General features: G+C 68.1%; 22 protein-coding genes. 10 read left to right on the forward strand and 12 right to left on the reverse strand.

The features are described from left to right. Positions 1-19: 19 nt before the first annotated feature. Positions 20-1,417, forward strand: coding sequence for a sensor histidine kinase (locus AC5Y39_RS00885; protein WP_500015843.1), 1,398 nt, complete (start codon positions 20-22; stop codon positions 1,415-1,417). Here the strand turns inward: AC5Y39_RS00885 and AC5Y39_RS00890 are convergent. Genes AC5Y39_RS00890 through AC5Y39_RS00900 form a run of 3 tightly spaced genes read right to left on the reverse strand, consistent with a single transcriptional unit; the run spans position 1,320 to position 4,089 of the window. After that, on the reverse strand, positions 1,320-1,682 hold the full coding sequence (locus AC5Y39_RS00890) for a DUF3054 domain-containing protein (protein ID WP_500016113.1): 363 nt from the start codon (positions 1,680-1,682) through the stop codon (positions 1,320-1,322). The genes AC5Y39_RS00885 and AC5Y39_RS00890 overlap by 98 nt on opposite strands. 26 nt (positions 1,683-1,708) lie before the next feature. Further along, positions 1,709-2,950, reverse strand: a complete 1,242-nt coding sequence (locus AC5Y39_RS00895; protein WP_500015844.1) for a M23 family metallopeptidase — start codon at positions 2,948-2,950, stop codon at positions 1,709-1,711. 20 nt (positions 2,951-2,970) lie between these two features. After that, positions 2,971-4,089, reverse strand: a complete 1,119-nt coding sequence (locus tag AC5Y39_RS00900) for a lysylphosphatidylglycerol synthase transmembrane domain-containing protein (RefSeq protein ID WP_500015845.1) — start codon at positions 4,087-4,089, stop codon at positions 2,971-2,973. A 96-nt stretch (positions 4,090-4,185) separates the two neighbouring features. Between AC5Y39_RS00900 and AC5Y39_RS00905 the strand changes: the two genes are divergently transcribed. Next, positions 4,186-5,331, forward strand: a complete 1,146-nt coding sequence (locus AC5Y39_RS00905; protein ID WP_500015846.1) for an AI-2E family transporter — start codon at positions 4,186-4,188, stop codon at positions 5,329-5,331. Here AC5Y39_RS00905 and mmpL3 read toward each other — a convergent pair whose 3' ends face one another. The 6 genes from mmpL3 to AC5Y39_RS00935 form a co-directional block, all read right to left on the reverse strand. Further along, a complete protein-coding gene (gene mmpL3, locus AC5Y39_RS00910) occupies positions 5,332-8,214 on the reverse strand; it encodes a trehalose monomycolate exporter MmpL3 (protein WP_500015847.1) in 2,883 nt (960 codons plus the stop codon). It lies immediately after the preceding gene. 76 nt (positions 8,215-8,290) lie between these two features. Continuing rightward, positions 8,291-8,971 carry an NYN domain-containing protein gene (locus AC5Y39_RS00915; RefSeq protein ID WP_500015848.1) on the reverse strand — a complete coding sequence of 227 codons (681 nt, stop codon included), beginning with the start codon at positions 8,969-8,971 and terminating at the stop codon, positions 8,291-8,293. Between the two features lie 4 nt (positions 8,972-8,975). After that, positions 8,976-9,719, reverse strand: a complete 744-nt coding sequence (trmB, locus tag AC5Y39_RS00920) for a tRNA (guanosine(46)-N7)-methyltransferase TrmB (protein WP_500015849.1) — start codon at positions 9,717-9,719, stop codon at positions 8,976-8,978. A gap of 62 nt (positions 9,720-9,781) precedes the next feature. Then, the gene (locus AC5Y39_RS00925; protein ID WP_500015850.1) at positions 9,782-10,336 is read right to left on the reverse strand and encodes an LppA family lipoprotein; all 555 of its coding nucleotides are present in this window, start codon (positions 10,334-10,336) and stop codon (positions 9,782-9,784) included. Next, entirely contained in the window at positions 10,336-11,991 is a 1,656-nt protein-coding gene (locus tag AC5Y39_RS00930) for an alpha/beta hydrolase (protein ID WP_500015851.1), read from the reverse strand. The genes AC5Y39_RS00925 and AC5Y39_RS00930 overlap by 1 nt, the downstream gene beginning before the upstream one ends. Before the next feature lie 3 nt (positions 11,992-11,994). Beyond that, a complete protein-coding gene (locus AC5Y39_RS00935) occupies positions 11,995-12,309 on the reverse strand; it encodes a WXG100 family type VII secretion target (protein WP_500015852.1) in 315 nt (104 codons plus the stop codon). Positions 12,310-12,449: 140 nt separating this feature from the next. Between AC5Y39_RS00935 and AC5Y39_RS00940 the strand changes: the two genes are divergently transcribed. The 3 genes from AC5Y39_RS00940 (at position 12,450) to AC5Y39_RS00950 (ending at position 16,736) form a co-directional block, all read left to right on the forward strand. Continuing rightward, complete coding sequence (locus tag AC5Y39_RS00940; protein ID WP_500015853.1) at positions 12,450-13,352, forward strand: hypothetical protein; 903 nt, start codon at positions 12,450-12,452, stop codon at positions 13,350-13,352. Beyond that, positions 13,295-14,782, forward strand: coding sequence for a hypothetical protein (locus AC5Y39_RS00945; RefSeq protein ID WP_500015854.1), 1,488 nt, complete (start codon positions 13,295-13,297; stop codon positions 14,780-14,782). Before AC5Y39_RS00940 ends, AC5Y39_RS00945 begins: the two co-directional genes overlap by 58 nt. Positions 14,783-14,912: 130 nt before the next feature. Next, entirely contained in the window at positions 14,913-16,736 is a 1,824-nt protein-coding gene (locus AC5Y39_RS00950; protein ID WP_500015855.1) for a phosphoenolpyruvate carboxykinase (GTP), read from the forward strand. 29 nt (positions 16,737-16,765) lie between these two features. Here the strand turns inward: AC5Y39_RS00950 and AC5Y39_RS00955 are convergent, their stop codons facing one another. From AC5Y39_RS00955 to AC5Y39_RS00965, 3 genes are all read right to left on the reverse strand, one after another. Then, positions 16,766-17,626: a PDDEXK-like endonuclease domain-containing protein gene (locus AC5Y39_RS00955; RefSeq protein ID WP_500015856.1), complete on the reverse strand. Its 861-nt coding sequence runs from the start codon at positions 17,624-17,626 to the stop codon at positions 16,766-16,768. A gap of 90 nt (positions 17,627-17,716) precedes the next feature. Then, complete coding sequence (locus AC5Y39_RS00960; protein ID WP_500015857.1) at positions 17,717-18,166, reverse strand: Rv1443c family protein; 450 nt, start codon at positions 18,164-18,166, stop codon at positions 17,717-17,719. Between the two features lie 38 nt (positions 18,167-18,204). Next, positions 18,205-19,737, reverse strand: a complete 1,533-nt coding sequence (locus AC5Y39_RS00965) for a DUF4407 domain-containing protein (protein ID WP_500015858.1) — start codon at positions 19,735-19,737, stop codon at positions 18,205-18,207. Positions 19,738-19,914: 177 nt separating this feature from the next. On the opposite strand from AC5Y39_RS00965, the gene fadD4 reads away from it, so the two are divergent. The 5 genes from fadD4 (at position 19,915) to AC5Y39_RS00990 (ending at position 25,259) form a co-directional block, all read left to right on the forward strand. Continuing rightward, positions 19,915-21,429 (forward strand): fatty-acid--CoA ligase FadD4, encoded by a 1,515-nt coding sequence (gene fadD4, locus AC5Y39_RS00970; RefSeq protein WP_500015859.1) that lies wholly within the window; start codon positions 19,915-19,917, stop codon positions 21,427-21,429. Positions 21,430-21,506: 77 nt separating this feature from the next. Continuing rightward, positions 21,507-22,283 carry a 2OG-Fe(II)-dependent halogenase WelO5 family protein gene (locus AC5Y39_RS00975; protein ID WP_500015860.1) on the forward strand — a complete coding sequence of 259 codons (777 nt, stop codon included), beginning with the start codon at positions 21,507-21,509 and terminating at the stop codon, positions 22,281-22,283. Between the two features lies 1 nt (position 22,284). Further along, positions 22,285-23,409 (forward strand): zinc-binding dehydrogenase, encoded by a 1,125-nt coding sequence (locus AC5Y39_RS00980; RefSeq protein ID WP_500015861.1) that lies wholly within the window; start codon positions 22,285-22,287, stop codon positions 23,407-23,409. Continuing rightward, positions 23,406-24,230, forward strand: a complete 825-nt coding sequence (proC, locus tag AC5Y39_RS00985) for a pyrroline-5-carboxylate reductase (protein ID WP_500015862.1) — start codon at positions 23,406-23,408, stop codon at positions 24,228-24,230. The genes AC5Y39_RS00980 and proC overlap by 4 nt, the downstream gene beginning before the upstream one ends. A 54-nt stretch (positions 24,231-24,284) precedes the next feature. After that, positions 24,285-25,259, forward strand: coding sequence for a MaoC family dehydratase (locus AC5Y39_RS00990; protein WP_500015863.1), 975 nt, complete (start codon positions 24,285-24,287; stop codon positions 25,257-25,259). The last annotated feature ends 8 nt before the right edge of the window (positions 25,260-25,267 follow it).

Below are 25,267 nucleotides of genomic sequence, written 5' to 3' on the forward strand. Positions count from 1 at the left end.
GACCAAAGGATCGCGAGCCGTGAGGCGAATTCGGCTGCGGTCGGTGTCGCTGCGCACCCGGGTGGCCATCGCCGCCGCGCTGGCGGCGGCTGCGGTGGTCGCGTTGTTCGCGATCGTGACGTCGGTGCTGTTGGTGAACAACGATGCGGCCCAGCTGGACCGGCGGCTCGACGCGATCATCGAGACCAGCATCGAGCCGAACCGCAACACCGCCGAACCGCGCGCGATCCTGCAGACGATCCGGTCGAAGAGCACCCAGGATGTGTTGTACCGCAACGGTTTTCAGCTGCCGCCGCTACCGGTGGGCACCACGACGGTCAGCGTGAACGGGGTGAACTACCGGGTGCGCACCGTCGAGCAGTCGCGCCCGGACGGCGACGTGCTGGTGTCCATCGGCATCCGCGTGGACAGCATCCTCCTCGATCGCACGCGAATTCCGTTGTACCTGTTGATAGGTGGTGCCGCGGTGCTGGTGGCGGCCGGGCTGGGCTGGCTTTTCGCCGGGCCTGCGGTGGGCCCGCTGCGGCGGCTGACCGAACACACCCGCAGGCTGGGCAAGGGGAGTGACACGCTGCCGCCGGTGCGGGGCATCCGAGAGGCCGAAGATCTTTCGGATGCGATGACGGACATGCTGCAGCGGCTCGCCGCCGCGCAGGAGTCGACCACCAATTCGCTGCAAACAGCGCAGGACTTCGCCGCCAACGCAGCCCATGAACTGCGTACTCCGCTGACCGCGATGCGCGCCGACCTCGACACACTGCGCATCCACGACCTGCCTGCCGAAGAGCGTGAGGAGGTGGTGGCCGACCTGTCGCGAGCGCAGCGCAGGGTCGAGGCCATCATCACCGCCCTGGGTCAGTTGGCGTCCGGGCAGCTGGCCCGCGCCGAAGACCGCGAAACCATCGATGTCGCAGACCTTTTGGAGCGGGTGGCCCGTGACAACATGCGACAGTCGCCGCCGGTGCAGATCGAGGTGCGCGCCGACGACGCGGGCGCGATCGTCGGCTGGCCGAGCGGGCTGCGGCTCGCGGTGGACAACCTCGTGCGCAATGCGATCACGCATGGCGAAGCCAGCCGCGTGGTGCTGACCGCGCTCCGGCACGGCGAGCGACTCGACATCGTGGTCGACGACAACGGGCGCGGGCTGCCCGCCGAGGAACACCGCGCGGTGCTGGGCCGGTTCACCCGGGGCAGCACGGCGGCAGGGGGTGGCTCCGGTCTGGGGCTCGCGCTGGTCGCGCAGCAGGCCGCGCTGCACGGCGGCAGCATCGAATTGTGCGACGGACCGCTCGGCGGGTTACGCGCGACGCTGACGGTCGCTACCGCGGGCGGGCCGAGATCCGACGGGCACTCGCAAGGCCCCGCCAGCCCAGCAGCAGGACGCCGGTCACCAGGGAAGCGACGATCACGAAACTGAGTGCCACACTTGCGGAGTTGGCTTTGCGCAACAGCATTCCCACCGCGACCGTGCAAACCCAGACGGTCACGCCCGTGGGCACGATGGCCCGCGGAGCCCGCCAGCCGCGGCTGACCAGCCAGCCCACCGCCGCCCCGGCGAGAAACGGCCATGCCGTCTCGGCGACGCCGGTCACGGTCACGCCCTCGGCATGGCTTCGCCGGCCGACCGCGCAGAACACCAGCACGCACGCCGTATCGGCGGCCAGCGCCCACGGCACCCGCATCACAGCCACCCGGTGAGGCTAGCCGGTCAGCGGCCCGGGTAGCTCATCACGTCGAGGTCCAGCGGCATCGCATACGTCTTGTCTGCGGCCGCGAAGCCCTGCTGAAACGGTGCCGGTCCGCCGGCGCCCACCAACTCGTCACTGAGCGACGTCAATCGACCGGTCAGTCGGAACTTGTCGAATACGAACGGTAACCCGTTGGAACGCAATGGATCTGGCGTACTCATCACCTGGAAGTGCAGATGTGGCGCGTCGGTATTGCCGGTGTTGCCCACCGAGGCGATGCTCTGGCCGGTGATGATTCGCTCGCCCGGAGTGACTTTGACGCTGCCCGTCTTCAGGTGTGCATACATGACATAGTTGCCGCCACCGATGTCGACCACCACGTGGTTGCCCGGATACTGCTCCAGCGCCAGGCCGGTCGGCCGGACGCCCGGCACCTGCTCGGGCTGGTCGTTGACCACGGCGACCACCTGGCCGTCGGCGACGGCGTGCACGTCGGCACCGAAGTAGGCATAGCTCGCGGGGTCGCCTTTGTCGCCGTTGAACAGCCGGCCGTCGGGCGTCAGCTGGACGTAGTCGATCGCGTACCGCTCGCCCGCCCACAGGGCACCGCTGATCGGGTTGAGCGCCATCCGGTGCGGGTTCATGTCACAGCACCCGTTCGCGGCCACCCAGCCGTCCCCGGCCAGCGGCGCGGAGACGGTCACCGGCTTGCGGTTGTCCACGGTCGTCGGCGCGATCGTCTCGCTCATCGTCGCCTCGGTGAGCGGCGGTTGAGGCTGCGGCAGCGACAGCGACACGGTGTGGCTGACAGCGGTGGGAATGCTCGCGCCCGCGTCGAGCGCCAGGTCGAACCACACCGCCGCGGTCTGCGCCGGCCCGATGGTCGCGGTAGGCGCCGGGTTGCCCACGATCCGCGTCCATGCCGCCACCCCGTCACCGTCGAGGCTCAGCAGCGGTTTGCCGTCCGCGGTCGCTGCCACCGACGTCAGCGTGACGTCTTGCGCCGTCGTGTTGGTCAGCAGCAGTTCGTAGGCCAGGTGCGTCTTGCCGTCGCTGCCGGCCACAGGCAGCGGCGGCGCCAGCACCGACCCGATCACCGGCGTGGCGGCCGCGGGGCCGGCGGGCGCGGGTGCCGCCGGTGGTGGACCCGCGGTCACGGTGACGGTCGAGACAGTGGGCGACGGCCCGGACCGCGATCCGGTGCCGCACGACGTGGCGACGAGGACCGCGCAGACCGCTATCGCCCAAAGGCGCTGTTGCATGCGGACATCCAAGCACGCTCTCACGACAGGTTGTCGCCGTCGGAGTCGCCACCTGCCGGCTTGGGTTCGGCGTCGATGCCGCCGCGTTCGGCCGCGTCCGGGTCGATCTGGCTTTCGGTGCGGAACAGGAAGAAAAACAGCACCCACCCGATGACCGCGATGAAGATCCAGCTGATCAGCCGGTAGATCAGCATCGCCGAGATCGCGTCGGGCAGCGACACCCCGCTGGTCACCAGGCCCGGCACCAGCACCGCCTCCACCACCAGCAGCCCGCCGGGCATCAGCGGTATCGACCCGACGGCCCGCGCGGCGGCGTAGGCGACGGTCAATCCGGCCAGCGACGGGTGGCCGCCCGCGGCGAAGGTCGCGAACAGCAAGCAGCCCACGTCGGCCACCCAGTTGAACAACGACCACCCGAAGGCGACCGACAGGTCGCGGCGGCTCAAGCTCACCGACTCCAGTTGGCTCAGCATGGCGCGCCACTTGTCGAGGCCGACGTCGTGCGGTTTGCCGCGAACTGAATTCACCCACGACAGCGCCCGCACACCGATGCCGTCGATCAGTTCCGGGCGTGACGCCACCGCTTGGGCCAGCATCAGCAGCAGCAGGAAGCCGCCGAGCGTGAAGATCAGCGAGAACGGATTGTTCTTGGCGCCCAACAGAAACGCGCCACCGAGCCCGAGCAGCGCGAGTCCGGCCACCTGTAGTGCGCCCGACATCACCAGCTGCCACGAGGCCACCACCGGCGAGGCGCCCCACAGTCGCTGCTGGCGGTAGATGAACGTCGCCGACAGCACCGGTCCGCCCGGCAGCGTGGTGCTCAACGCGTTGCCGGCGTAGAAGGCGGTCTCCGAACGCCACTGTTTGACCACCACCCCGGCCGACCTCAGCAGTGTGCGCTGGATCTGCGCGAAACTGTGCATCGACGCCAGTGCAGCGGCGGCCGCGGCGGCCACCCACCACCACTTGGCCGCCGAGATGCTGCGCCACGCCTGGGTGAGCTGGTCCCGCACGAGCACGATCTCGACGAACAGCACCACCGCGGCGATTCCGATGATCGCCCAGCGCAACCACCAGTACTTGCCGCGGGACTGTCCTTCGCCGCTACGGGCATCGCTGACCGGGGCGTCGTGCGACACGTGCTACAGGTTAAGACCGCAGACCCGCCGCGGCGGCCACGGCTCGCGGCAACGTCGACGCGGTTTCGCGGCGGCAGTGGTGGTTACGCTACGGAAATGCCAGCGCCCGAAGACTCAGCCGTCCCGCCCCTCGTGCGCAAGGGGGCCGCCTGGTCGTGGCGCCTACTGGTCATCTTCGGCCTGGTCCTGGCCGGATTGTGGTTGTTCAAGCACCTCGAGGTGATCTTCGTACCGGTGGCCATCGCGACCATGCTGGCCGCGCTGTTTCTGCCCGGCGTCGACTGGCTGGACCGCCACGGCGTGCCACGCGGCTGGGGCGTTTTCCTGCTGCTGTTGTTCGGGATCGCGCTGGTGGGCGGGGTGCTCGCGTTCGTCGTCAGCCAGTTCATCGAGGGCCTGCCCGGACTGGTGGACCAGGTCACCCACAGCATCGACACGGCCAAGAACTGGCTGATCCACGGCCCGGCGCACTTGAACAATCAGCAGATCGACAATGCCGGGAAGTCGGCGGTCGACGCGCTGCGCAACAACCAGGAGAAGCTGACCAGCGGGGCGTTGTCGACCGCCAGCACCATCACCGAGATCGTCACCGGCGCGTTCGTCGTGCTGTTCACGCTGATCTTCTTCCTGTACGGCGGCCGCAACATCTACGAGTTCGTCACCCGCATCTTCCCGGCCAGCGTCCGGGAGAAGGTGCGTGAGGCCGGCAAGGCCGGGTTCGGCTCGCTGATCGGCTATGTGCGCGCGACGTTCCTGGTCGCGCTGGTCGACGCCACCGGCATCGGCACCGGCCTGGCCATCATGGGTGTGCCGCTGGCGCTGCCGCTGGCGTCGCTGGTGTTTCTGGGGGCGTTCATCCCGCTGGTCGGTGCGGTGATCGCCGGGTTCCTGGCCGTGGTGGTGGCTCTACTGTCCAAGGGCTTCATCTACGCCCTGATCACGCTTGGTTTGATCATCGCGGTGCAGCAGCTGGAGGGCCATGTGCTGCAGCCGCTGGTGATGGGCCGTGCGGTGCAGATCCACCCGCTTGCCGTGGTGCTCGGGATCTCGACGGGTGGGGTGCTGGCCGGGATCGTCGGCGCGCTGCTGGCCGTGCCCACGATCGCGTTCCTCAACAGCGCCGTGCGCGTGCTGCTGGAACGGCACGAGGACGTGGGCGGGCCGGGGGAAACGTCGGATTACGACGAGCCGGTGGGCATCACCGCCGAGCCCGACGAGGTCCCGTCTACTGCAGACGAATAGCTACAGCCTGCGGCCTTCACGACGCAGCAGATCCTGGGCGCTCACCCCGCCGCGCCGGCGCTCGTCGGGCTTTTGACCCGGGGCGGGCAGCTTCTCGGTGGACTCAGGGTCGGGCCGGTGCGCCGGAATCGCGGTGGTTTCCTCGGCGCTGTCGTCTGCGGCGGCGGGCGCCTGCGGCATCGCACGGGTGGCGTCGGCCGACGGCGGTGTCGGCGGGCGCTCCGCCGGCGCCGCGGGACCGGGGGAGGTGCCGCGCAGTTCGCCGAGCCACGACTCGATCTCACGCTCCTCGCGCGGTGGTGGCGGCGTCGGAGCGGCGCGCTGCGTGCGCTGGGTGATCGCGGCGGCGTTGTTGATGACGGCTTTGGCTGCGTTTTTTGCGGCCGTCGACAGCCGCGTGGTGGGCGGCTCAGAGGAGGCGGCCTGCGCCGCGCCCGGCATCCGCGTGGTCCCCGCCACCGACGGCGGCTGCGCCTGCGGCGGGCGGCCCGGCCTCGGCGCGGGCTGTGCGGCACCGGGGCGGACCGGGGCCTCGACTGCCGGATGGGTCGGGTCGTGCGGCCGCCGCGGAGGCGGCAGCACCGGGGCGCCCACACCCACCAGCGCCTCTTCGGGTTCACGCACCGCAGGCCGCTTGCGTTCGTCGGGCAGGTGGATTTCGCCCAGCCCGATGCGGTTCTGCAGCCGCTTCATCCAGCGCGGCGCCCACCAGCAGTCGTCGCCGAGCAGCTTCATGATCGCCGGCACCAAGAACATCCGGACCACGGTGGCGTCCAGAAGCAGCGCGGCCACCAGCCCGAACGCCAGGTACTTCATCATCACCAGGTCCGAGAAGATGAACGCACCGCCGACCACCATCAGGATCAGAGCGGCTGCGGTGATGATGCGGCCGGTCTGCGCGGTGCCCATCCGGATCGCCTCGGCTGTCGACATGCCGCGCTCACGGGCCTCGACCATGCGCGAGACCAGGAACACCTCGTAGTCGGTGGACAAGCCGTACACCACCGCGATGATCAATCCGATCACCGGCGCGGTCAGCGGCGTCGCGGTGAAGTTCAGCACGCTCGCGAAGTGGCCGTCGACGAAGATCCACGTCAAGATCCCCAGCGTCGAGCCCAGCGTCAGCGCGCTCATCACCGTCGCCTTGATCGGCAGCACGATCGACCCGAACGCCAAGAACATCAGGATCGTCGTGGTGGAGATCAGGATCAGCAACATCAACGGCATGTGCTCGAAGATGCTGTGAATCGAGTCCTGCTCCAAAGCCGGTGTGCCGCCGACCCACAGCGTCACGCCCTTGGGCGGCTGGATCGACCGCAGCTGACTGATCTTGTCGGCCGCTGTGTTCTGGTTCACCAGGCCGTTCTGCAGCACGGTGACTTTGGGGTCGTGGTTGCCTTCGTTGGTCGCCGGCCGCGGCTGCCAGGTCGGGTTGGTGAAGCCGCTCAGCTGGGCGGCCTTGTTCGCGATCTCCTCGATCTGCGGCGGCGACGCGTTCTGGATCACCAGCGTCAGCTGCTGGGTGCGAAAGCCCGGGAAGGTGCGGTCGAAGTCTTCCTGCGCCACCCGGACCGAGTTGTCGGGCGGCAGGTACTTCTCGCTGATGCCGCCCAGCGCCAGCTTTCCGAGCGGAATGATCAGCAGGATCATGATGACCAGAATCGGGGCCGCGAACAGGATCGGCCGCTTCATGACGCGGTTGACCAGCTTGCCCCAGAAACCGCGCTCCACTTCTTCGCGGGTCTTGGTCCGCTGCAGCCGCTCGGCCAGCCAGTTCAGGTAGGCGTTGATCCAGCCGACGTTGCGGAACAGCGGCACCCGCAGCAAAGTGCGCACGCCCAGGGCGTCGACGTGGCGGCCGAGGATGCCCAGCACAGCGGGCAGCACAGTGATCGACAGCAGCGCCGAGAGCATCACCGCGGCGATCACCGCGTACGTCAGTGATTTCAGAAAGCCCTGCGGGAACAGCAGCAGACCCGCCGCCGACGCGACGATGATCACCGCCGAGAACACCACCGTGCGCCCGGCCGTCATCACCGTGCGCCGCACCGCCGCTTCGGTGTCGTAGCCCTCGGCGATCTCTTCGCGGAAGCGGCTGACCACGAACAGGCCGTAGTCGATTGCGATGCCGAGCCCGATCATCGTGACGACGGGCTGCGCGAAGTAGTGCACCGGGCCGAAGATCGCGATGAAACGCAGGATGCCCAGCGACCCGGCGATCGACAGGCCGCCGACGATCACCGGCAGGCTGGCCGCGATCACCCCGCCGAACACGAAGAACAGCACCACCGCCACCAGCGGCAGCGCCAATACCTCCATGCGCCGCTGGTCCTCGGCGATGGTGCCGGTCAGTTCGCTGGCCACCGGCTGCAGGCCGGCCAGTTCGACGTTGCCGCCGTCGAGCTGGCGCAACGCGCTTTCGACGGACTTGTAGTTGTTGAGGATCTCGTCGTCGTTGTCGCCCTTGAGCGGGATGCTGACGAACGTGCGCCGCATATCCGCGGTGTGCATCTTCTGCACGGTCGCGTCGGTGGTCGTCGGGGCCTTGAGCCATCCGACCCAGCCGAGAATCTGATCCGGATGGTCGGACTGCAGCTTGTTCAGCTCGTCGGTGACCTTCTTCTGCCAGTCCGGATCGTCGACCGTTTTGCCGTCCGGCGCGGTGAAGGTGGCGACGATGTGGCTGGTGCGGTCACGTCCGTAGACCTCGTCACCGAGGACCGAGGCGCGGGCGGACTGGCTGCCGTCGTCGTAGAAGCCGCTCTGCGTGACGTGCTTGCCCAGGCTCATCCCGAAGATGCCGCCGCCGAGGCTCAGTGCCACCATCACCCCGATCACGATGAACCGGTAGCGGTACACGATTCGACCCCACCAGGCGAACACCTATGCTCCTTATGCCTCTATTGCCGCGTTCGATATGTTTCTTGCCGCCTCCGGGGCTGCTCTCTTACACAGTCGCCTAGACGCGCGCGGTCAGCAACGACGACAGCGGCCGGAACGGCTGCAACCACGCGCCCTGGTCTGGTAACGAATCTAGGCCCACGCGCGGCAGGGGTTCCCGGAATACGCCAGGAATGTCTTCCAAGTCGACGAAGTCCAAGGTATCCGAGGCTAGCGCCCAGCTTGCATGTTCACGAAATCCGAGCACCTGCACGGTCACGCCCTCGCGGGCGATCTCTTCGAGCGGCTGGCGGAAGGCCTGGCCGTCGGCTGAGGCCACCAGCACCGCGGCCAGCCCCTCGCTGTGCCGCAGCGCAATGTGGGCGAGCATGTCGGTGTCGACGTCGCTGTCCTCGTCGATCTTCGGCTTCGCGAACACGGCGAACCCCACGTTACGCAGCGCCTCCACCCATGGCCGCACCACGTCGGCGCTGCCGGGCGCGATGTTGGTGAACACGGTCGCCTCCGGCTCCAGCGACACGTCGGGGTGTCCGGCGGCAAGTTCGGCCGTCCGCGTCAGCAGCCAGCGCCCCAGCGCGTCGAACCGCGGCCGGTAGGCGGCGGTGGGGCGGCCACCGAGAATCGAGCCGAGGCCCATGTCGAGGTTGGGCGCGTCCCACACCAACAGCACCCGCCGCGGCGCCGGCGGCGCTTCGACGGCGGTGGGGGTGGTGATGCGGATCTCTTCGGCGACGCTCAACGTCTCACCTCCTGGTCCACAGCAGCTCGGCGACCGCGCTCCCGGCGTGGTGAGCTTTGGACTCGTACTTCGTCACGGGGCGTCGCACCGAAATGGGCAGCGGCGCGTCCGTCGTCACCCGCTGCAGCAGCGGTTGGGCATCTGCGGTGGCGGCGATCTGCTCGGCATAGCCCGCATGGTCGGTCGCGACGTGCAGGACGCCACCTGGCTTGAGCCGGTCGGCGATCAGCGCGACGGTGCCGGGCTGCAGCAGCCGGCGCTTGTGGTGGCGCGCCTTGGGCCACGGATCGGGGAAGAAGACCCGCACGCCGGTCAGCGTCTGCGGTCCGATCATGTGCTCGAGCACGTCGAGGCCGTCGCCGCGGATCAGCCTTATGTTGGTGATCTGCTCGCGGTCGATCGCGCCGAGCAGCTGTGCCAGGCCCTTGCGGTACACCTCGACCGCGATGACGTCGACATCCGGCTCCTCTTTGGCCATCGCCGCAGTGGAAATGCCTGTGCCACAACCGATTTCGAGGACAAGCGGTGCGGTGCGGCCGAACCACCGGTTGGTGTTGATCGGCTCACCGGGTGTGGTGCGGGCCTCGGTGCCCAGCTGCGGCCACAGCCGCGCCCAGGTGCGCTGTTGAGCGTCGGTGAGGCTGGCGCGGCGGGACCGGAAGCTGGTGACGCGGCGGTGCAGTTGCGGCGATGGCTGCACGTCCGGAGCCCCGTCGCACTGCGTTTGCATCCGTCCATGGTGGCCCATCAACCAGGCGGCCTGAATATGTGGTGCAGATTGATACCCAACAGTTGCCTACACGGACCGGGTCAGCCACCGGGCGTGGCCGACGGGGCGGGTGTGTCGGTTTGGCTGATCCGGCAGTCCCCGCGCGCGGTCAGCACCGCGGCCTTCTGGGTGCCGAGCTTGAATTCGACGCCGTCAGGGCCGGAAAAGTAGACGTCATGGTCGCCGGGGTTGTTCTTCATGACGCCGAAGTGGTTGGCGCCGAACTGTTCAGTGCCGGCCTTGACGATCTCGACGGCCTGATCCCATTTGTCATCGGGGATAGGCGCGGAGAATCCGACCATGAAGTACGGCACTTTGCCCCGGGTCCAGACGTAGTCGCCTCCGCAAGCCATCCAGGTATCTTGCACGAAGGTCCACGTCGTTCCGGGCATCAGTGCCGCGATCTGGTTGGCCAGCGCGGTAGCGGCCTCGCGGTATTGCGCCTGTGCGGTCTCGAACGGCGGTTTGGCGCGCAGCTGTTGCTCCAGCGCTGAGGCCTGTTCCGGGCTCACGTGCTGACCTCCGTTGGTGCTGCTGTCGCAGCCCGCCACGGCGGCGCAGGCCAGCGCGATCGCGCAGATCGCCGACCACCGCATCAACGACCTCCCGGAGCGGGCGCACTGGGCATCCCCAGCATCGGCGGCAGAAGTGACTGTTTGACTTCATTATCCGGGAGGCCCGCGGCCACCGCGGCCATGTTGTAGCCCGACATCCGCAGCAGCTCCTGCCCGGAGGCGTCGGTGAACATGCGCGGATAGTCCGCGTGACTGTAGACGCCGTCGCGCCAAACGCGCCCGGGGTCGAGCCCCGATTCCGTGGAGAGCTCGATCATCCCGGGCATTGCGTACGGGTCGGCGCCCCAACCGTGCAGCGGCGCCAGCGGCGCGACGAGGTTGGTGATCGGGTCGTGGGCGGCCTGCATCACGTAAGGATTGCCGCCGTTCAGCCCGAGCTGCGCCGGGCTGACCAACTCCAGGCCTGGCGAACCGTAGAACACCGCGTCGTTGACCGGATGCAGTCCGTGCGCGTTGAGGTCCTGCAGCGCCAGCGAGGACGTCAGCGATCCGTACGAGTGGCCGAGCAGGGTCAGGTGCGTGCCAGGGTTGTTGGCGCGCAGCTGCTGAAGATAGTTCGCGAGATCCGGCGCGGCGGCCCTGGCGGTGCCGTCGGTCATGGTCTGCCAGACGTCCTGCATGGTGGCGTTGTCCAGAGCCTGGTCCTTGAGCGGATTGGGCGGCGTGTTGTAACCCATCCAGACCACCGCGGCGGCCGACGGCGGCTTGCCCGCCAGGAACAGTTGCCGCATTTCCTCGGTGCGCAGCGCGTTGGCCTCCGTCACCATGCCGGGCAACGAGTCTCGGGTGGTCGACCCAACGCCCGGCACCGCCACCGACACGTTCTGGGCGGTGTCCGGGTTGCCGACCGCGATCGCGGCGAGCAGCTGCTTGCTCGGGTCGTCGGGCACTCGCAGCTGGGTGAGGTAGCTCTCCGGGGTCCGCAGGGCCTGCTCGATCGAGCCGATGTCGGCGAGCCGGTTCTTGGCATCCTGCAGCTCGTGGACCATGACGTTGAGCTCCGGCGGTAACTCCTCGCCGGTCATGTAGGTGTGCGCGGCCAGTTTGTCGACGATCGGCTGCAGCTGGTCGACTCTGGCCTGGGTGTCGGCGCGCAGCTGGCGCAGCCGTTCCTGGTTGGCGTCGCTGTCCACTTGGCTGGGCGTGAGGCCGTCCTTGCCCACCGGGGGGCCAACCTGTGGAATCGGGTCCTTCCCGCCGGCCATGTTGATGGCGTGCGCGAGTTCGTCGTCGACCCGGTTCGCCTCCGCGATGATCGAATTCAATTGCGGCTGAAGCACATCGATGGCGGACTGCGCGGCGCGGGCGTCACCGCGGAATCCAGGACCCGGCCGCACGGTGTTGGTGATCTCGTCGATCGACATGTGAAGGCCAGCGGCTTGCTGGCGCAATCGATCGAGCCGGTTCTTGACGTCGGCGAGGCCGTCGGCGGCCTGGTCTGCGGCCAGCGCCACGGCCAGCGCCTCCTGGCCGTGGGCGTCGAGGTCGGCTCTGGTCTTGCCGAGTGCTTGGCGGGCGGCTTCGGCCGCGTCGCCGCCCCACTCCGTGAAAGCCGGCAGAGAAGCCAGCCCGTCGGCTGCCAGGTGCGCCGCTTCAGCGCGGTTGCGAGCAGCGTGGAACACGTCACGGACATCTTCGGGATTCCAGCGCTCGATGTCGGCGACGTTGAGAACCAAGTCTCAACCCGCCTCGGGACCGGCCTCAGCGCCAACGTTCTTCACCGATTGGGCGTTGTCCAATTCGGTTGTCTGGTAATCACTTCCGGCCCTATGCAGTGCGTGCGCGTGGTCGAAGAGGCGGGCGGACAGCACCGTGCTGGTTGCTTGCCACTGCGCGGCTTTGGCAGCCAGCGCGGCCTGCGACGCGCCCATCCATCCCGGTAGCGCGGACGCGATGCGGCTGTCGGATGCGGCATGCACGGCTTCGACGTTCTCGGCGTGGTCGCGGGTGCGCAGCCCGGACACGGTCAGGTCGTGAGGAACGACTCGCAGCATAGGTAGACCCTACTTCCGGTCGGCCTGCATTCTGACCGCAAGTTTGCTTAGACGCCGCCGGCAGCGCGACGGTTCCAGCGATTCCGCTTGTGGAATCCGACTTGCCTGCCGCGCGCGCCCGATCTTCGATGGACAGCACGGTGAGCACACAGGGGTACGCGATCTTCGCCGAGCGGCTGACGCGGTTCGCGGCCGCGGTGGACGATCCCGGCGTCGAGGCGATCGCCTCGCGGGCAACCGGCGCCGTCTCGGTGGCGGTACGTGGCCGGCGCGGCGTGGGCCGCGGCAGCGTCGCCCGTGCGCTCCGGACCGCCGGGATCGCGGTGGCCGACGACGGGGACGTCGACGTGCACGTCGTCGCCGAGGTGGTCAAACCCGAGGACCGGGCCGCGCTCGCGGCATCGCACGGGCCCACGCTGCTGGTGCTGAACAAGGCCGATCTGGTCAGCGGTGCGCATGCGCTGTGCGACCGATACCGCGCGCTGACCGGGGTGCCGGCCGTCCCGATGGCCGCGCACCTCGCGGACGTTCAGGTCGACGGCTCCATGCTCGCCGCGCTGCGGGTGGCGCCCGACGAGCGGCTGCTCGAGACGCTGGACTGGTACGGGCTCGAGCATGCCGTGCAGGCGGTACGCGCGGGCGCGGACGCGCCCGCGCTGCGGCGGGTGCTGCGTATCCGCAGCGGAGTCGAGGGCGTGGTGGCCGCACTGGCGCCGCTGGTCGCTGAGGCCGGATACCGGCGCATTATGCGGGCGCGCCATGAGCTGGAGGTGTTCGCGGTGACGGCCGGGCCGCGGCAGGCGGCCCGCGTGGCTGAATTCCTGTGCGACGACGACACGGTGATCGCCTGCATGGCGGCGGCCGTCGACGTGGTGGAAGCTGCCGGTATGGCTGTCGACCCTGGCGACGATCCACCCGCCCACCTGTCGCGGGCCGCGACGTGGCAGCGCTATCAGCGCGGACCGGTCACCGCGGTGCACCGCTCGTGCGGCGCCGACATCGCGCGCGGCTCGTTGCGGCTGTGGCGCCGGGCCGCGTCGTGACCGGCGCCCAAGCGGCCGTCGACGCCCTGGTGACGCGACATCACGTCGGCGCCGGCACCGACCCGGGCGTCCGCACCCGCGACGTCGTGCTCGTCGCCGGGCCGTGGCTGGCCGGCGTCACCAGCGTCGTCGCCGCACTGCGCGAACGCCTGCCGGAGCACAGCTTCGTCGAGGCCGAGGATCTTGCCGACGGTGACGCCCCCGCGGCGGTGGTGTTCGTCGCCTCCGCGGTTGCGCCGCTCACGGCGTCGGACTGCGCACTGCTCGACGCCGCGGCAGCCAACACCGACTTGGTGATCGGCGCGGTGAGCAAGATCGACGTGCACCGCAACTGGCGCGACGTGCTCACCGCGGACCATGCCGCCGCCGCCGCGCACGACCCCCGCTACGCCGACATGGTGTGGGTGGGCGTCGCAGCCGCCCCGCAGCGCGGTGAGCAGCGCATCGATGAGCTGGCCGACGCACTCGCAAATGGCCTGGCTGCGGCCGACCTGCCGCGGCGGAACCGGTTGCGCAGCTGGCAGCACCGGCTGCGCCGCGCGGTGCAGGGTCACGACGACGCGGCCGCTGGTATGGGCCGCGAAGCCAGGATGGCCGCGCTGCGCCGCGAACGCGCCGACACCCTGCGACAGCGCCGGCTGCAGAAGTCCGAGCACACGATCGGTCTGCGCAGCCGTCTGCAGCAGGCCAGGGTGCAACTCGGGTATTTCGCCCGCAACCGCTGCGCCTCGGTGCGCAGCGAACTTGCCGAGGACGCCGCGTCGATGACGCGGCGGCGGCTGCCCCAGTTCGAGCAGTACGTCGCCGGCCGCATCGACGAGGTGATCACCGACGTCCACGCTGGCGTCGGCACCCATCTGCGCCAGTTGGCGTCCGAGTTCGGGCTCACCCCGCCGCAGGAGGGAACGAGGCCGACGACGCCGCTGGTCACCCGGGCGCCGCTGCGGCCGGGCGGTCTAGAGGGCCGGCTGATGATGCTGCTCGGCGCGGTCCTGGGCGTCGGGGTGGCGCTGACGCTGAGCCGAGTGTTCACCGACCTCGCCCCGGCGTACACCGCAGCGGGTGTTGCCGGCGGCGCTGCGGTCGGGCTGGCGGTTGCCGTATGGGTGGTCGGCATGCGCCGCACGCTGCGCGATCGGGCGGTGCTGGAGCGTTGGGTGGTCGACGTCGTGGGCGAGCTGCGCCCTGTGGTCGAGCAGCACGTGGCAAGCCGCGTCCTGGAGGCCGAAGCTGCGCTGACCACCGAACAGGCCCGGCGTGACGAACAGCAGGCGGCAGGCGTCGCCGAACGGGTCGCCGGCATCGACGACGAGCTCCGCGAACATGCCGCGGCCGCCGCGGCGGCGACGGTGCGCCGCGAGCGCGAATTGCCCTCTCTGCAGCGCGCGTTGGAGGCGGTCGATGCCGAACTGAATCGTTCCTGTGAGTAATTCGGCTCCGCACCGGTTAACCAGAGTGATAGCGGTCGCGTTAACCTGAAGTTCAAGGGACGTCCGCCGCTGCCGTGCCGGCGCAGCGTGGCTGTGTCCTGGCATTGAACCTGACAGCAGGAGTTGAGTGATGACTGCAGCGACCATCCCCGGTTTGGACAACGCCCCGACGAATCACGAAGGGTTGCTTGCCTGGGTGCGGGAAGTCGCCGAGCTCACCGAGCCCGACCGCGTCATGTTCGCCGATGGCTCCGAGGAGGAGTACAATCGGCTCTGCCAGCACCTCGTCGACGCCGGCACGTTCATCAAGCTCAACGAGGACAAGAAGCCCAACTCGTATCTGGCTCAGTCCGACCCGTCCGATGTGGCACGCGTGGAATCGCGCACCTTCATCTGCACCGAACGCGAAGTCGACGCCGGCCCGACCAACAACTGGATGGACCCGGCGAAGATGCGGTCGACCATGACCGACCTGTATCGGGGCTGCATGCGCGGCCGCACAATGTGGGTGGTGCCGTTCTGCATGGGGCCGCTGGGGGCCGAGGATCCGAAGCTCGGCGTGGAGATCACCGACTCCGAGTACGTGGTGGTCTCGATGCGCACGATGACCCGGATGGGCAAGGCCGCGCTGGAGAAGATGGGCAGCGACGGGTTCTTCGTCAAGTGCCTGCACTCCGTCGGCGCCCCGCTCGAGCGCGGCCAGAAGGACGTGCCGTGGCCCTGCAACGACACCAAATACATCACGCACTTCCCGGAGACCCGTGAGATCTGGAGCTACGGCTCGGGGTACGGCGGCAACGCGCTGCTGGGCAAGAAGTGCTACTCACTGCGGATCGCGTCGGCGATGGCCCACGACGAGGGCTGGCTCGCCGAGCACATGCTGATCCTCAAGCTGATCTCGCCGGAGAACAAGAGCTACTTCATCGCCGCGGCGTTCCCGTCGGCGTGTGGCAAGACCAACCTCGCGATGATCCAGCCGACGATCCCGGGCTGGCGCGCCGAGACCATCGGCGACGACATCGCCTGGATGCGGTTCGGCAAGGACGGCCGGTTGTACGCGGTCAACCCGGAGTTCGGTTTCTTCGGCGTGGCGCCCGGCACCAACTGGAACTCGAACCCGAACGCGATGAAGACGATCGCGGCGGGCAACACGGTCTTCACCAATGTCGCGCTGACCGACGACGGCGACGTGTGGTGGGAGGGTCTGGAAGGCGACCCGCAGCACCTCATCGACTGGAAGGGCCGCGACTGGACGCCTGACTCGAAAGAGAAGGCGGCGCACCCGAATTCGCGTTACTGCACGCCGATGTCGCAGTGCCCGACGCTGGCTCCGGAGTGGGACGATCCGCAGGGGGTGCCGATTTCGGCCATTTTGTTCGGCGCCCGCCGCAAGACCACGGTGCCGCTGGTGACTCAGGCCAACGACTGGCAGCACGGTGTATTCATCGGCGCCACAATGGGTTCCGAGCAGACGGCGGCCGCCGAGGGCAAGGTCGGCACCGTGCGCCGCGACCCGATGGCGATGCTGCCGTTCCTCGGCTACAACGTCGGCGACTACTTCGCGCACTGGATCGACATCGGCAAGCAGTCCGACGAGTCGAAGATGCCGAAGATCTTCTTCGTCAACTGGTTCCGCCGCGGCGACGACGGCCGCTTCCTGTGGCCGGGATTCGGCGAGAACAGCCGTGTGCTGAAGTGGGTCATCGACCGCGTCGAGGGCAGGGCCAACGGCCAGTCCACCCCGATCGGCATCGTGCCGAGCGCCGAGGATCTCGATCTCGAGGGACTCGACGTCGACCGCAGCGACGTGGAAGAGGCGCTGGCGGTCCGGCCCGAAGAGTGGCGCGAGGAACTGCCGCTGATCGAGGAGTGGTTCGAGTTCGTCGGCGAGAAGCTGCCCACCGGCATCAAAGACGAGTTCGACGCACTGAAGCACCGCCTCTCGGCCGAGTGATTTCGGTGCGTTTCCGTGCGCTGAGCGCGTTAACGCACCGAAATCGCTTGCCGGATGTGGTTGAGGACCTGGTCGGGGTATTCGACGAGGTCCAGCCAGGTGAACCGCAGCACCTGCCAGCCGCATAGCGCGATGTAGTTCTGACGCCTGCGATCGTTTTGGAAGGTTTCCTCGTCGGTGTGGAACGCCCAGCCGTCGACTTCAATAGCGACCTTGGCATCCGGGAACGCGACGTCGACCTTGTACGGACCGATCCGGTAGTTCGCCCGCCAACCGGTCAACCCGGCATCTTTCAGCAGCTTCACCAAGAGACGTTCGGCGGCGGACCGTGCGCCGTCGCCGGCCGACTGCAGGAGTATGCGGGCTGCGGGCGAGCCATACCGGCCTTTGTTGCGCAAATGTGCACGCCATAACTGCCGCAGCTCCGTATGACGCTGCAGCGCGGCGTCCATCAACTTCGCACCACCGCGTCGTCTTACCGCGGCTTCGATGGCCGTCAGCGGCAATGCGGTCACTCGCAATCTGCGGTGGATGACAGTGTCGCACGGGTGAAGGTCACGTCGTCGAAGTCGCGAGCCTGGGTGCGTGCGACTATGGCTGTTCCTCGGAACGGTGACTTCGATTGTGTCCGGCGCGAATTGGGTGAGGTCCAGCCACCATGCCGCGGCCAGACCACTCGCCGCGGCATGCGAGCCGTGCCCCCACACCGCCGCGCGAACGCGTGCGGCATTGGTGAACGGACGGTCGGCGACGAAGTAGACGCCGCGCGCGCATCGACGCCAGTGCCCCGAACGCACGCGACGCCGCACTGCGTCAGGACTGAGCCCGCAGCGTTGGGCTTGGGCAAGAGTGATGACGCCGTCTTGGAGACGCAGATATTCATCGAGCACTCTCGTTGGACGCCGCCTGCGGCCGCCGCGCTCCCGGTCCAGCGATTTCGGTGCGATTCCGTGCGCTAAGCGCCGGTTAACGCACCGAAATCACCCGAAGTGGCGGCGCAGGCGGCGGTGCCGATGTCGGAACACGACGGGGATGACCACGCTGAAGAGCACGCCGAGCGCTTTGACGCGGCCCTGCAACGCGAGCCGGTCGGTGACGCGGCAACCGCTGCCGTGCGGTTCGACCACGCGCTCGTGCCGCCACCGCGACTGCGTCAGCATCTGGGATTCTTCAACAAAACGACCCGAATCCAGCTCGGCGATGGCGAGATCATCGAAATCGACCGGAACAACTCCGAACGCCAAAACCCAACTGCGGCCGAGCCTTTCGCCTACCGGCACAGTATCGACCGTGGCCCCGTGCAGGCTCGGCGGAATCGTCATCCGCAGCAGCGGCATGAGTTCGTCGTTGATGCCCTCAGGAGTGACGACGCGCTTCCACACTGCGTCGGCTGGTGCCGCCAGCTCGGAAGTGATCTCGAACGTGCGCACGGCAACGATTCTCGACGATCCGCGGTCTTTTGTGTGGCCTACGTCCCAGGTGGTAGTTCACGCGGCGCGTCCGGACTGCGAAGACGACCCGGGCCATTTGCGTGCCGCAGCTCGGGCTGATTCTCACGCGCTCCCAGCCGGTAGGTCTCCTCGGCGCTCACCCACTCCAACGACTCGCCCGCATCGCCGGCGGACGAATAGCCTTGCGCGCCAGGCTCGGCCGTGCGCTCGTCGGTGCGTTCGTCTGAAACGGTCGCGCGGTAGGTGCGCTTGAACGAGAACGTGATCTCCTCGACCTCTTCGAAAACCTGCCGGGCCGTGCGCAGCGGGTGGGTGGTGGTGTCGATCGCACGCGCGACGATCGGCGGCACCAGCGGGCGGATCCAGCGGGCCGCGGTCTTGGTGATGCTCGGGGTCGCCGGGCGGGCGGGAGTGGAGTCCGAGGCCACCTCTGCCGGCACGTTGCGGGTGGGGCCCGACAGCGCGGCCAGGGTGGCGGCTTCAGCCTCGGCGGCGATCGGCAGGTAGACGTCGTCGTCGGCCGGTGCGGCGGCGCGCTGCAGCGTCGCCTGCGCCGCAGGCTCGTCCAGCACCTCAGCGACGCGGCGGCGCTGCATCTCCCGCTCGATCTCCTGCTGCGCCTCGACAGCAAGCCGGGCGCTGGCCAGCTGCTGCTCGGCCCACATCGTCTCGATGGCCGCGCGCACCTCGGCCCGCTTGACCGCGATCGCGGTGTCGGCGTCCAGCTCGGCCCGCTCCCGCGCCAGTTGCGCTGCCGCGCCGCGCTCGTCGCTCGTCTCGCCACGCAGCAGCGTCAGGATCAGCGGCAACAGGCTCAGCAGCACGAAGAATGCGATCGTCAGCGCCCACACCACCAGCGCACCCGCACTCGCCAGCGTGACCGCGTGCATTGCCGCCCAGCGGGCGCCGAGGCCGCGATCCGCGGCGTCGATCGCAGTCTGACGTTGCTTCGCCAGCTGCTGCTGGGCGCCGGTGACCGCCGCGTCCAGTGCGGGGCCCTGCTGGTCGCGAGCGGTGACCGCGTTGTCCAGTTCCCGCTGCGCGTCGGCGAGAACCTCATTGGCCGTGCGGGTTTCGGGTCCGGCGCCGGGAACCCCGGTGATGTGGGTCTGCGGGCAACCCGGCGTCGGGTGGAACTCGCACCGGGCGACGACGAGCGCCTGGTCACGCTGAATGCGGGCCTGCTCGACCCTGGCGTCCAGCGCAGCGCGTGCGTCCTGCGCCCGGGCGAGGTCGGCCTCGGCCTGCACAATCCCGGGCGTTGACGTGCGCGCGGCCTGCTGGTCGATGTGGCGGTCGATCGAGCCCGCGAACAGCACCAGCGCGGCGAGCTCGGCCACGACGGCGCCCACCAGCACGCCGACCGCAGCCCGGCCCACCACCGACCAGCCCCGCACCGGACCGCTGGCCGTCGCGCGGGACACCGCGCCGACGAGTAAACCGAACAGCAACGTCAGGCCCACGATGGCCCACACCGGCCATGACGTCGACTCCGCGACCGCGATCGTCGCCACCAGCCACGCCAGCGCTGCACCCACGATCGCTGCCACGCTTGCTGCGGAAATCTTTTGCGTGCCCATCGGTACTGCAACACCTCCAGTGGAACAGCGTGACAGGGCGATCGCCGACATACCCAATCTGACCGCCGGCGTGTGGCGCGGTTCACATTCCGGTCCGGCCGCCCCAGCCATGACGGCTCTCGACACCCGTCAACTACAGTGCTGCGCATGCAGATCCGCGAGCATGCCGGAGACAAACCCGCCGTCATCGTCCACCCGGCCGGCACCGTGGTGACGTTCGCGGACCTCGAGGCGCGCGCGAACCGGCTGGCGCACCACTTCCGTAAGGCGGGGCTGCGGGAAGGCGACACCGTCGCGGTCATCTTGGAAAACAGCGAGCACGTGCATCCGGTGATGTGGGCGGCGCGCCGGTCCGGCCTGTACTACGCGCTGATCAGCACGCATCTCACCGCCGCGGAGGCCGCCTACATCGTCGACAACAGCGGTGCGAAGGCCGTGATCGGCTCGCGACGCACCCGAGCGGTGTGCGAGGGGCTCGCCGAACACGTGACGCTGCCCGAATTGTTGTTGATCGCGGACGACGACGTGCCGGGCTGGAAACGCTATCCGGAGTGCGTGGCCGACGAGCCCGACACCCCGATCGACGACGAACGCGAAGGTGATCTGCTGCAGTATTCGTCGGGAACGACGGGACGGCCCAAGGGGATTCGCCGCCCGCTGCCGCATGTGAGCCCGGCGGAGGCCCCTAATGTGCTCAGCGCACTGCTGATGGCGATCGGCATGACGCCCGACGCGGTGTATCTGAGTCCTGCTCCGCTGTATCACACGGCACCCTGCCTGTGGTCGATGTCGGCGCTGGCGATGGGCGCCACCGTCGTGGTGATGGAGAGGTTCGATCCCGAGCAGGCGCTCGACGCCATCCAGCGCTACCGCGTCACGCATGGCCAGTTCGTCCCGGCAATGTTTGTGCGCATGCTGAAAATGCCTGAGCCCGTTCGTAATTCGTACGACGTGTCGAGCCTGCAGCGGGTGGTGCATGCGGCCGCGCCGTGCCCGGTGGAAGTCAAGAAGCAGATGATCGACTGGTGGGGGCCGATCGTCGACGAGTACTACTCCTCTTCAGAAGGTGCAGGTATCACGTTCATCACCGCAGACGACTGGATGACCCATCCCGGCTCGGTGGGCAAGCCGCTGCTCGGGGTGGCCCACATCCTCGACGAGAACGGCGACGACCTGCCGCCCGGCCAGCCCGGGCAGGTCTACTTCGACATCGGGCAGGTGTCGTTCGAATACCACCGCGACCCGGAGAAGACAGCCGCCTCACGCAGCAAGCAGGGCTGGGTGACCGTCGGCGACGTCGGCTATCTCGACGAGGACGGCTATCTGTACCTGACCGACCGTCGTCACCACATGATCATCTCCGGCGGGGTGAACATCTATCCGCAGGAGGCCGAGAACCTGTTGGTCACCCATCCGAAGGTGCTCGACGCGGCGGTGTTCGGCATTCCCGACGACGAGATGGGACAGTCGGTGAAAGCGGTGGTGCAGACGGTCGATCCCGCCGACGCCACCGACGCATTCGCCGAGGAGTTGCTGGGCTGGCTGCGAGAACGCTTGGCGCACTACAAGTGTCCGCGCTCGATCTCGTTCGAGGCGCAGCTGCCGCGCACGGACACCGGCAAGCTCTACAAGCAGCGGCTCGTCGAGAAGTATTCGCGGTAGCCCCCGAATCAGCCGAACTAGCAAAGCGCACCGCCGCGCCCGTTGCGACGCTTGTGGGCCTCGTATAGATTTTGCGCGTGCGACAGTGGCTTACGGACGAGCCGCAGATGCTCAGCGACACGACCTGGAAGCAACTGCTGGCGAATGAAATTCCGCTAATTGTGATCCCCGGATTTGCTTCGGACGACGAATGCGCCCGACTCGTCGATCGAGCGAACAAAATCGGATTCGAACCCTACGAGGAAGTGGTGCCACCGATCAATCGGGTCGGTATCACTGTATTCGAGTACGACAAGACCAGCGTGACCGGCTACTTCGACGAAGTGGAGAAAGCCCGCGCCACCCAGGAGCAGATTTTCAGCTCCTCGTTCGACCCGCTGCAGCGATTCATGGATCGCCTTTCCGAGGCAGTCAGCGGGAAGGTCGGAATTGCGGTCGACCCGAAGCACGGTCCCTACCACGCCGGCAATGTCCGCCGAATCGAAGACGGCACCATGCTGCACATCGACTTCGCCCCGGCTGAAGAGCCCAACTGGCATGTGGCGAACGTCGACATCCAGCTGTCGTGGAACGTCTACCTGGAGCTCGATCCCACCGGGGCGGGTGAAACCCACGTCTACGAGAGGCAGTGGGTGCCGCGGGATGAGAGTTTCAAGATTCCGAACACCTACGGCTACCGGCGCGAAGTGCTGGGTGGCGACGTGCGACGGGCCACCTTCACGCCCACGCGCGGCGACGTGTACATCTTCAACACGCGCAACTACCACGAGGTGATGCCGAGTAGCGGGCGACGCACCACATTCACGTCGGCGATCGGCATTTTCGACGACGACGTGGTAGGCCTATGGTCCTGAGGTGGTGACCAGCTCTCTGGCGGCGGTGATGACCGGGCCGCACCGGTCACTCGAACTGCAGAGTCTGCAGATTCCGACGCTCGAGCGCGGCGCTGTCCTGCTGGAGACGATCTTTTCCGAAGTGTGCGGGACCGACGTGCACCTGCGCCATGGCCGGCTCTCAGGCGTGCCATATCCCATTGTCCCGGGCCATGTTTCGGTAGGACGCGTCGTGGAGACCAACGGCGACGTGCGCGACGTCGACGGAACCCCGGTCACACCGGGCTCGGTGGTCACTTTCCTCGACGTCGCCGAAACCTGCTACAACTGCTGGTTCTGCTTGGTGGCGAAGACGCCCAACCGCTGCCCGTCTCGCCGGGTGTACGGCGTCACGTACTCGGCGGCGGAAGGGCCGCTCGGTGGTTGGTCGCAGTACATCTACCTGAAGCCCGGCGTGAAGATCCTCAACGTGCCGGATTCGCTGTCGCCCGAACGGGTGATCGCCGGCGGCTGCGCACTGCCCACCGCGCTGCATGCGATCGATCGCGCGCAGATCCGTCTCGGCGACGTCGTGGTGATCCAGGGTGGCGGCCCAGTGGGCCTGAGCGCGGCGATTCTGGCCCGGCTGTCCGGCGCGGGCGCGGTGTTCGTCGTCGACCAGCACCCGAACCGCTTGCAGATGGCGGAGGTGTTCGGGGCCGACGCAACGGTGAAACTCGACGCCGACGGGCCCGGCAGTCACGTCGACGCGGTGCTCGACGCGACGAACGGACGCGGAGCCGACGTCACGATCGAAGCCACCGGCGTGCCGGCCGCCGTCAAAGAAGGAATTCGGATGACCCGCGACGGCGGCCGTTACTGCATTGTGGGGCACTACACGGATACCGGTGAAGTCAGTCTCAATCCACATCTCGACATCAACCGCAAACACCTCGAGATTCGCGGGGTCTGGGGGGTGGATTTCAGCCATTTCTACCGAATGATCGACGTGCTCGCGCGGCACGGTGGAAACGTCGGCGGAGCGGGCTGGGAGCAAATGGTAAGTAGCCGCTATTCGCTCGCCGAGGTGGATAGTGCTCTCACCGCCGTCGAATTCGGCAGGATTGTCAAGGGAATCATCCAACCGAACGAGGCGAAGTCGCCGTGAAAGACCAGCGAATCGCCGTCGTGGGCGGTGGGATCATGGCCGAAGCGATGATTCAGGGAATGCTGGCGCGCCACGTCGTCACGCCTCAGCAAATCGTCGTCTCGGATGTCGCCGAGCGCCGCCGCACGTCGCTGAGCGAGGAATTCGCGGTCCGGGTGACGCACGACAACCGGGCCGCGGTCGACGCCGCCACGGTGGTTGTGTTGGCCGTCAAGCCGCAGGTGCTTCCCGGCGTGCTGCAGGAATTGCGGGGACACCTGCCTTCCGAAGCGCTGGTGATCAGCATCGTCGCAGGTGCAACGCTAGACACCCTGGCTACGGGGCTGCGGCACCGCCGACTGGTGCGCGCGATGCCCAACACGCCGGCCAGAATCTCGATGGGTGCGACGGTGTGGGCGGCGAGCTCCGACGTCAGCGCCGGCCAGTTGGAGCTCACGCGGACCATCCTCGCGGCGACAGGCCTGGAACTCATGGCGCCCAACGAGAGCTTCGTCGAGATGGCGACCGGCTTCACCGGTCCCGCGCCGGCCTTCATCTTCTTGATGGTCGAGGCACTGGTCGAGGCCGGCGTGAGCCTCGGGTTCACGCATGAGCAGGCGCTGGCGCTCACTGTCCAGACCTTCCGAGGAAGCAGCGAGCTGCTGAAGCAAAGCGGTGAGCACCCCGCGGTGCTTCGCGGCCACGTGTCGAGTCCCGGCGGCGCGACCCTTGCGGGTCTGCATGAACTGGAGAAAGCGGGTGTGCGCGCGGCACTGTGGGAGGCGGTCTATGCGGCCCGCCGGCGCGCCCGGGAATTGGGTCAGGCCGAGCCGCCGACGTAGACCGAGCGCGCAGCCGCCGAGCGTAGGGTTGACGGACCCAGAACAGGATGTGCAATGAGCCCTTACTTCGACGATCTGCACGTCGGCCAGGTATTCGACACGGCGCCGTCGATGACGCTCACCTCGGGGGTGGCAGCCGCGCACCAGGCGATCATCGGCGACCGACTCAGACTGCCGCTGGATGCACATCTTTCCTACGCGGTCACCGAATCGACTGCGGCGCTGGCACATCCGCAGCTGGTGTGTGACGTGGCGATCGGGCAGTCGACGTTGGCGACCCAGCACGTGAAGGCCAACCTGTTCTACCGGGGACTGGTGTTCCACCGATTTCCGGTCATCGGCGACAGTTTGTTCACTCGCACGGAAGTGGTTGCGCTGCGGCAGAATTCAGCTAGGCCAGGACGCGCGCCCACCGGCATGGCGGCGCTGCGGATGACCACCATCGACCAGCTCGGCCAGCTGGTTCTGGACTTCTACCGCTGCGCGATGCTGCCGCTGAGCTCCGACGCCGACCCGGATCGCGACCCGCCCGCAGACGACTTGTCGACGATAGGCGCCGACGCGGTCACGCTGACCCGAGCCACCGACGGTTGGGACGCCGACGCGTTCCGCGCCCGCGTGCCGGGCCCGCATTTCGATCCCGGATTGGCCGGCGCGGTGCTGCACAGCAGTGCGGACGTGGTGTCCAGCGCCCCCGAGCTGGCCCGCTTGACACTGAATATCGCTGCTGTGCATCATGATTCGCGCGTCAACGGACGGCGGTTGGTATACGGCGGCCACACCATCGGGATAGCGTTGGCCCAGGCTACTCGACTGCTGCCGAATGTGGCGACCGTGCTGGCGTGGGAGTCGTGCGACCACACCGGCCCCGTCTACGAGGGTGACACGCTGGTCAGCGAACTGCACGTGGAGTCCGCCGAACCACTGCCGCACAGCGGCGGTTTGCTGCGGCTACGTTCGCTGGTCACCGCAGTCGGCGACGACGAGCGTCCGGTGCTGGATTGGCGGTTCAACGCGCTGCAGTTCTAGCGCCGCAC

The sequence above is a fragment of the Mycobacterium sp. NGS39 genome, from assembly GCF_059812765.1.